The sequence below is a fragment of the Methanolobus halotolerans genome, assembly GCF_004745425.1.
Classification (GTDB): domain Archaea; phylum Halobacteriota; class Methanosarcinia; order Methanosarcinales; family Methanosarcinaceae; genus Methanolobus; species Methanolobus halotolerans.
This window is the reverse complement of record NZ_PGGK01000014.1, coordinates 45,746-53,786: the sequence shown is the minus strand read 5'-3', so window position 1 is coordinate 53,786 and position 8,041 is coordinate 45,746. Positions and strand designations below refer to the sequence as shown.

The following is an 8,041-nucleotide window of genomic DNA, read 5'->3' as shown; positions in this document are numbered from 1 at the left end:
AATGTGAGTTTCCTGATGCAGCTAGCGCTGCATCAACAAAGTTTAAGTACTTATTAGACAAAACACTAAACATCCCCTTTGTGTTTTCGCTAGCAAGTTAACACTTTGGGGTTTTATCCTTTTTAAACGATTACGGACTAAATTAAATAGTAAATAGGGTTTCTACAGAGCCCATATTCCCTTAAATTAAATTCCATGTTTACTCTTCAGTAGATCCCTCAGTTGAGTTGGAGAAAGAATCCACAATAATAATGGGATGCAGGTTCGCTCATGGTAGAATCAATCTGCTAAGGTTTCACTTAGTAAAGCTGATGTGCCATCTCTTAGTAATTGTGAAAGGATATCATTGATAAAGGTGTATCCTGTATTATGAACAATCGGCTGAAAGTGACAAATACATTCAATAATGCACAGCATTTACTGAATTATTTTTCACATTACTTTGTACCTGAATGCCGAAAATCCCTACATATCCAAAAATAACTATAACATAAAGTCATGTGGCATACAGACTGAGTAAATACAAAACCTTTACATGAACACTACTACAAGCTATCGCCTGAATATAGTATAAAGCAAGCATATTTTTGAAAAATCCTTGGATTTGAAAATTAACGGAGATATAAAGTGATACCTGTCGAGACCCTTGCTATTATTTTTGGGCTTACATCTGCAATATCATGGGGTGCAGGGGATTTTGTAGGGGGGTGTGCTACCAGAAGGACAAGTGCTTATTCTGTGGTTCTGGTCACACAGATCATGGGTATTATTATATTCCCCATTCTTGCACTTGTATTTTCAGAGAGCCTGCCACCAGTGAACAGTCTTATGTGGGGTGCCCTTGCAGGATTTTTTGGAGCTGCGGGGCTGATAGCACTATATATGGGTATGGCCAAAGGAAAAATGAGTATAGTTGCTACTCTGGCTGCAGTAATATCGATAATCATACCTGTAATATATTCAGCTTTAAATGAAGGTGTTCCTTCTATTTTTAAAATTACAGGTTTTGTTTTTGCATTTATTGGAATATGGTTTATTGTTAGTATGAATGTCGGACCCAGCTTAAAAGCAAAAGATTTGGAATATCCATTACTTGCAGGTATATTATTTGGCTTGTTTTTCATATCCATTGATAATTTCAGCTCCACTGCAATTTACTGGCCATTAACAGTTTCAAGAATAACGGCATTTATCATGCTCACAGGATTCATAATGTTAACAAAGACTGTCAGTAAACCCACAACAGATGTAATTGTGATAGTTATCCTTGCAGGACTCTTTAATACAGGAGGAGCTACCCTATTTGCTCTGGCTTCAGAAGCTGGAAGATTGGATGTTGCCACAATTCTATCATCACTAAGTCCTGCAGTTACAGTATTGCTGGCATGTGTATTATTAAAAGAACAACTTGCTTCGCGTCAATGGATAGGAGTAATAGCCTCCCTTACCGCTATAATCCTTATATCGATCTGACATTACGCATGTAAAAAGCAATTAAATAATTTTGGTGCTAGCATTTTTACATTTCTTTGCTGAGGATGAAATAGATATGGAATAACTGAGGTGTGTGCCTTTATATTTTAAACGAGGATACCCACAGTGTCGATTATATCTCTACGATAGCAATGTGACATATTCTACAGAGGTGGTTATATTGAATGCAGCCGTAATCAAATAGTTGGAGTTTCATTCACTCACACATTGGTCTTATATAGTCCGGCACGGGGTGAAACTGGATAAAACAAAAAAAGAAGATTCAAGTTTTTCTGTGGATCTAAGGTGGAATCAATTTGAAATGATTCACACTTGGAAAGTCATGCTGGAATACATTTTTGGCCTCATGCTCCGTATCTGCATGCACAGGCACTTCTCTTAATACCTTTCTCTTTTCATCTTCCCAGAATTTAACCCAAAAACACATGATATAACCCTCATATTATTTGCTACATGTTTGAATTGTATAAGAGTGACATTCGAGTTTCAGACAAAACCTTAATGTCCCACACTCTATCAGTACCTGGTTGACAGTTATCCCAAAGATTATGGAATTTCCTTAACAGGTTCTTTGACGTCCTGTCCCTGATCATGATCTGCTCTTCATATGAAGAATCGATGGATAAAGGATGCCCACATCTGAAGCAGGAATTGACTGTTTTCATGCCGTAAATCTGCTTCTTAAATGCAGTTTTACACCAGGGACAAAGTATTTCTTCCATTTTCATTTTCCCACCTATGCGAGTACCATTACCGAATCAAGTCTTGCAGTTCCTTTCCGGGTCCAGTATCCACATATTTGACAATGCTGTATCTTTTGATCCAGACCATCCAGATGTGCATTGCACTCCGGACATTGTTTTAACTGGTTCAATTGTTTACCCCCACTTTATCAGAAAAGATGTCTTTTCGAATCAAATATCCACACATCTCACGATGTTGTATTTTTAGATTCATGTTATTCTTGCGTACGTTACACTCAGGACATTCTTTTACTTGCTTCAATTATGTACCCCACTCAAATCAGGAAATATGTCAATTCCACACCCATCATGTACGGGTGCCCCGGAATCTTTATCCTGAATTAACCTATCACAACATATTTTTATTTAAATTAACTCGCTCATATATTCATTAGCCTGACTAAAAAATAATGGTTCTGAATTTTCAGACAGCGCATGTAATCAGTAACACATGATACAATAACGTCTTGAATAGAAGATATGTATAAATTGTCCACTTTGAAATTACCATATTGAGCGATCTTAGATAATCCACACCTATCCAACTCTTTGTTCCCCGGAACACTCCGGGAACAGACATCTTATCAGCCATGGAGTTTTCTTGCGGAGCAGGTATGGAACAGGACATATTACATCAGCTTCCTCAGAGGGCTCTGCAAAATAATCAACGCTGACATCTGCTTCTTCCAGGGTGTACTGAACTCTATTAATGGCTCCGGGTCCAGTGAATCGATGGTGCCATCATCGTCACTATCCGGACCATATTTTCCAGGTTCATATCGATATCTTAAGGATCAGTCGCAAGAACCACATGCTCTGAAGATTCCCCTCACCATCGCTTTCAACAGGCATGGCAGCTATCAGAGAATCTATGTCTGTACCGGCATCGCGCTGGTTGGCAAAAGCGATTGTCTGTGCCATGGGATTCAGTGCAGAACTTCAAAGTGTATATACCAATGAAAATGCAGTTCCTGAGTTACAAGTTAAGAAAAGTTCGAATCAATTTCTTATGCCGCTGCGATTCTAAATATATTAATCAATACCTGGTTTGCCAGACCAGGTGTCCGGCAGCAAATGTTTACCTATACACCTGATAATTATAGGTAAGCCAGATATATTATAGAACAATCTATGTGTATACAGTTAAATATGTAGATTTTACAATTCAGGCTCTGACCCGGGATTTATATGCCATGGTTATATGGTTACCATCACAAAATGGCTCGCTGGCACTTTTACCGCAACGGCACAGCGCAATGGGTTGAGCTTTGTCAAACTGGAACTTTCTGCCCTCCATGTCCACTATATCAAAATCACCCATAACCATGAACGGACCGTCATCCATTACCTTTATAGTTACACTCATTCTGTTTGTTTCCCCCATATTCTATGAGTTATATTACCATATAAATTGTTTTTCCATCCTTCAGGTTACTTCAACGGTGTTTTCATAATGGGCAGACCTTTACACACATTCCGCATCTCAACCCATCCAGAGCATTGAACATATAATCAGCGCATTTATGCCTGTCAATTGTCCCGTTCTATGAGATCGCACCCACAGGGCATACTTCTACACATTTCATACAGCTGTTACACTCTTTATTAATATATGGGAGTGTATTTTCTTCTTCGGTTCCAAGCTTTGCATTTGTCAGCAGTGCGGTCATGCGGACTCTCGGACCAAAGTCTTTTGTTATCAGAAGATGGTTCAAACCGAAATTACCCAGCCCTGCATGATGCGAAGCATACTTGATAGACATATTTGCTTTGAGTGTTTCCCGGTCGGCGTACCAATAGCCGAACTCACTGCCTTCGTATGGCAGGATAGTTGCCATATATCCGTTCTTCTCTATGATCCGGGCGATCTGGAATGCGATTATTCTCAATGTGGCTGTGGCTGCCATGAGTGTGTTTGTGTACTCGGCTTTTCCTTCAGGAAGTGCTTCAAAAGCCCCGCGTGGTACTCCCACTCCCAGAACTATGACCGATCGCACATCCTTCATTATAGAAACATTCCGGATCTGCAAAACCAATGAGATCGGAATTCATTTCCAGAGCAGTATCCTTCAATGCCTTTGTGAGATTAAGGTTTGTCAAGTCTGTCATTTTGTATCTCCTGTTTGAAGCGGAACTCAAAATAATTATCAACTATAGATATTATCATTTATATGTTGTAATGACAGCAGATAGCATTTTCGTGCAAGCAAAACACCTAAGTAATGTAGACAACCTCCTGTATACTAGAATGAGTCAAGGCTTGTTTTTAAATTTATAATGAGTTGATAATTTGTCAATTAAAGATGGCGATACAATAAAGATAGATTATACCGGCAAACTGGACGATGGTTCAGTATTCGACAGTTCCGAGCAACATGGTGAACCTCTTGAGTTCACAGTAGGTGCAAACCAGGTCATATCCGGCTTTGAGGAAGCTGTAAGAGGTATGGACGAAGGGGACGAGAAGGAGTTCAGGATTGAACCATCCGAAGCCTATGGTGAATACAATGAGAATCTTACCCAACAGGTTCCAAAGGATATCATCCAGTCAAACATGGATATCGAAGAAGGGATGATGATACTTGTAAGGACACCAGATGGGCGGGAAATGCCTGCAAAGGTAGCCGAAGTAGGAGATGAACAGCTTACACTGGACATGAACCATCCTCTCGCCGGCAAAGCATTGAATTTCAACATTAGGGTTGTTGAAGCATAGATGATCTGATCCTGGTATTATACGCTTCAGGGCTATAGTACCGGAATTAAATCTTTTTTAAGTTGAAGTATAAGCGCTGATACCAAAACAGGACAACTTTACTCTTATGGCCTCTGAACCTGAATTCTGATCTGTTGGTGGCTGCTCGGTGGCTTATTCCGGATATCGTATGGATTGAGATCTACATCTTCTTCTCTGCCCGCTTCCTGAGTTCAAGCAACTTAGAATCCGCTGGCTTTACCTTCAGTGCCTCATCATAGGCTGCAACAGCATTTCTGTAATCCCCCATATAGTATAGGGCAACGCCTTTCTGTGTCCAAACGGAACCCTGCCTGTGTCCCATGCTGATAAGCCTGTTGAAGCATTCAAGAGCCATCTGGTATCGGTGCAGGTACATACATGTAATGCCTTTGTTCATAATAGCAAGAGCGTTATCCGGTTCAAGCTGTAAAGCTGCCTCAAAGCATTCATAAGCAGCAGCATGGTCTTTTTTATCTCTCCCGGTCGATATTCCATCATGGACCCATTCCCCGACACTCCTGCTTCTTTTCTGACGTAGTTTCCTCCTGGCCCTGTCAAGAGCACTGACCGGATCGAAACGCTTTTCACGGGTCTCGTTCCCGCCACCTTCCATACCGGCAGGTGCTGATTTAACTTTTCCGGGATTCAAAGAGTTCTTTTTCTTTGCCGGGACATGGTCAGATCTGCCAAGCATCTTACGGAGTATGATAATTGCTGCATCCTTGTCAAGAGGATTGTTATTGTTCCCGCACTTTGGAGACTGTATGCAGCCAGGGCAGCCCTCAGTACAGGGACAGCTCTCAATGGATTTCAGGGTGACTTCCAGCATATCTGATATGACCTCATAACCACCTTCAGCATATCCCACTCCACCCTGATGCCCGTCATACACGAATATAGCACTTTTGCCCTCAAGGTCAGGATGTTCAGGAGTTGACACACCACCGATATCGTTGCGATCTGCAAGCAGGTGGAGTGGATACATTGCGATCATGGCATGTTCGATAGCATGGATACCACCTGCAAAGTCGCTGCCATGCACTTCGACCGCCTCTGTGAACCTGCCCGGCAGTTCAATCCACAGGGCTTCTGTCTGCAGGGTGAACGTGGGCATCCGGAGGGTGTGCTGTCCGAGATCCTTGTCTGTACGCTGCTGAACTTTCCTGTAGCCTGTTACCTGCTGGGTAACATCCACATCCCCGAAGCCGACCTTTACATCCCCGCAGGCCGGCAGGAATTTGTTGTGGACAGTACCCTTGATAACTATATCCGAGGATACCATCGCCCTTGTGTAATACCCGTCCCGGGCCTGCTCAACCAGGATCTCTTTCCTTTTATGGTCCTGCTTTGTGACACAGTACGGAATTCCCTTATTGATATAAACCGCACCTTCAAAAGCTTCCCTGTAGGCCTGCAGCCGGGTCAGGTTTTTCTCTATGGGTTTTCTGATGTCCTTTTCAAGCATGGTGAAGGCATCATTATCGATGTTGCGAATTGATACTTTCCTGTGTGGATCCGTATCAAGGCATTGTTTTGCAACATATCCCTGAAGCAGGCCCTCTTCTTCAAGCACTCTGACAATGGTATTATACTCACTGCCAAAATGAAGTGCATCTTCAGGCCTGAGGGGGATCTCCATGGCAGCACAGAGCAGGTGACCGGCCTGTATATAGCGGTTCGAGACGTTGATGACTGCTTCCTCGCACTCACGTCTGAAGAAGTCTCCAGGATTTCTCATGTAGTACTGGTCAAGTGCATTCGAATCTGCCACCAGTACCACAATACTCTCATTGTTGCCACGCCCGGCCCGGCCTGCCTGCTGTCTCGCACTCATGATCGTACCCGGAAAACCGTCCATTATGCAGGCATCCAGCCCTCCGATGTCTATACCGAGCTCAAGGGCATTGGTAGAGATCACACCTTCAATTGATCCCTTTGAGAGTTGTTTCTCAATGACTTCGCGTTCTTCCCCGTAGTAACCTCCCCGGTATGAGCTGATACTGCATTCTACACCTCTGTTCGTAAGCATGTTCCTTGCCTCGACATACATTCTTTCGACCTTCTGCCTTGACCTGGCAAAAACGATTGTCTGGAATCCACCCTGGACAAAGGTTGTGAAAAGGTCCACGGTCTCCCCGAAACTGGACCTGCGGATTGTAAAGTTGTCTGATCTGGCATAGAAGGGAGGGTTCCAGAAAACGAACTTCTGCGCTCCCCTTCCGGAACTGTCATTGTCCACCAGGCATACGTCTTTTCCGATCAGTGCAGAGGTATGTTCCACAGGGTTTCCGATGGTCGCAGTGCAGCATATGTACTGAGGTTTCGATCCATAGTATTCACATACGCGGTTAAGCCTTCTCAGCAGGTTTGCCATATGGCTGCCCATTACGCCGCTGTAGGAATGACTTTCATCAAGAACAATGAACCGGAGGTTTGCAAGAAAACCCCGCCACTGGTGTTTCCATCCAAGGAAACTGAGGTGAAGCATGTCAGGATTTGTAAAAACAATACGAGGGTTCCCGTACTTGACATCATTTTTCTCTTGCTGGGACATGGTCCCAATGAACTTCTCAATCCTGATATTCTGTCCCATAAGATGTGCAAAATCACGGAAAGACCGGAGCTGGTCGTTCACCAGGGCGTTGAGTGGAGATATATAAAGTGCAGTAGCCTTCTGATCATCCAGCATACTTTCAAATACTGGCAGCATGTAGCACAGGGATTTACCACTGGCTGTGCTGGTCGACAGTACGATGTTCTTACCTTCACGTACTTTTTGAACCGCTTCTGCCTGATGCACATAGAGCTGATTGATGCCTTTTTCGTTCAGGGCATAACTGATCATGGGCTTGAGTTCAACCGAACCGAAAGCTGGCTCCCTGGCAGGGATGTCCTCAATATGTGCTATCTGTTCTTCGTATCTTCTTGATGACCTAATCCTGTTAATAAGTTCAGGGACTTTCATTCCTATAAAGCTCCGTGATGTAGGGAAAATGAGTAAATACTCTTATCCGGAATAAAATGCTCTCATCCAGAATATTATCTTCCCTGGACTTCTTTTGGGAAA

General features: G+C 42.9%; 9 protein-coding genes. 2 read left to right on the top strand and 7 right to left on the bottom strand.

What is annotated here, in order from left to right:
• The first annotated feature begins 627 nt into the window (after positions 1-627).
• Complete coding sequence (locus CUN85_RS10985) at positions 628-1,473, top strand: DMT family transporter (RefSeq protein ID WP_135390365.1); 846 nt, start codon at positions 628-630, stop codon at positions 1,471-1,473.
• A gap of 470 nt (positions 1,474-1,943) precedes the next feature.
• On the opposite strand, the gene CUN85_RS10980 is transcribed toward CUN85_RS10985, so the two are convergent.
• From CUN85_RS10980 to CUN85_RS13410, 6 genes are all read right to left on the bottom strand, one after another.
• Positions 1,944-2,222 carry a hypothetical protein gene (locus CUN85_RS10980; protein ID WP_135390364.1) on the bottom strand — a complete coding sequence of 93 codons (279 nt, stop codon included), beginning with the start codon at positions 2,220-2,222 and terminating at the stop codon, positions 1,944-1,946.
• An 8-nt stretch (positions 2,223-2,230) separates the two neighbouring features.
• Positions 2,231-2,368: a hypothetical protein gene (locus CUN85_RS13050; protein WP_167848864.1), complete on the bottom strand. Its 138-nt coding sequence runs from the start codon at positions 2,366-2,368 to the stop codon at positions 2,231-2,233.
• Between the two features lie 643 nt (positions 2,369-3,011).
• Positions 3,012-3,158: a hypothetical protein gene (locus CUN85_RS13045; protein WP_167848863.1), complete on the bottom strand. Its 147-nt coding sequence runs from the start codon at positions 3,156-3,158 to the stop codon at positions 3,012-3,014.
• Between the two features lie 244 nt (positions 3,159-3,402).
• Positions 3,403-3,603, bottom strand: coding sequence for a CDGSH iron-sulfur domain-containing protein (locus CUN85_RS10975; RefSeq protein ID WP_135390368.1), 201 nt, complete (start codon positions 3,601-3,603; stop codon positions 3,403-3,405).
• 178 nt (positions 3,604-3,781) lie between these two features.
• The gene (locus CUN85_RS10970; protein WP_235856304.1) at positions 3,782-4,243 is read right to left on the bottom strand and encodes a 4Fe-4S binding protein; all 462 of its coding nucleotides are present in this window, start codon (positions 4,241-4,243) and stop codon (positions 3,782-3,784) included.
• Entirely contained in the window at positions 4,185-4,346 is a 162-nt protein-coding gene (locus tag CUN85_RS13410) for a hypothetical protein (RefSeq protein WP_235856303.1), read from the bottom strand. The genes CUN85_RS10970 and CUN85_RS13410 overlap by 59 nt, the downstream gene beginning before the upstream one ends.
• 181 nt (positions 4,347-4,527) lie before the next feature.
• On the opposite strand from CUN85_RS13410, the gene CUN85_RS10965 reads away from it, so the two are divergent.
• On the top strand, positions 4,528-4,953 hold the full coding sequence (locus CUN85_RS10965; RefSeq protein WP_135390363.1) for an FKBP-type peptidyl-prolyl cis-trans isomerase: 426 nt from the start codon (positions 4,528-4,530) through the stop codon (positions 4,951-4,953).
• Between the two features lie 181 nt (positions 4,954-5,134).
• Here CUN85_RS10965 and CUN85_RS10960 read toward each other — a convergent pair whose 3' ends face one another.
• Positions 5,135-7,939 (bottom strand): DEAD/DEAH box helicase, encoded by a 2,805-nt coding sequence (locus CUN85_RS10960; RefSeq protein WP_135390362.1) that lies wholly within the window; start codon positions 7,937-7,939, stop codon positions 5,135-5,137.
• Positions 7,940-8,041 lie beyond the last annotated feature (102 nt).

What these genes read in the sequence shown, in the direction of transcription:
- CUN85_RS10980 (WP_135390364.1), bottom strand. Translation starts at nt 2,222, where the DNA reads ATGAAAATGGAAGAAATACTTTGTCCCTGGTGTAAAACTGCATTTAAG.
- CUN85_RS13045 (WP_167848863.1), bottom strand. Translation starts at nt 3,158, where the DNA reads ATGGCACAGACAATCGCTTTTGCCAACCAGCGCGATGCCGGTACAGAC.
- CUN85_RS10975 (WP_135390368.1), bottom strand. Translation starts at nt 3,603, where the DNA reads ATGAGTGTAACTATAAAGGTAATGGATGACGGTCCGTTCATGGTTATG.
- CUN85_RS10970 (WP_235856304.1), bottom strand. Translation starts at nt 4,243, where the DNA reads ATGAAGGATGTGCGATCGGTCATAGTTCTGGGAGTGGGAGTACCACGC.
- CUN85_RS13410 (WP_235856303.1), bottom strand. Translation starts at nt 4,346, where the DNA reads ATGACAGACTTGACAAACCTTAATCTCACAAAGGCATTGAAGGATACT.
- CUN85_RS10960 (WP_135390362.1), bottom strand. Translation starts at nt 7,939, where the DNA reads ATGAAAGTCCCTGAACTTATTAACAGGATTAGGTCATCAAGAAGATAC.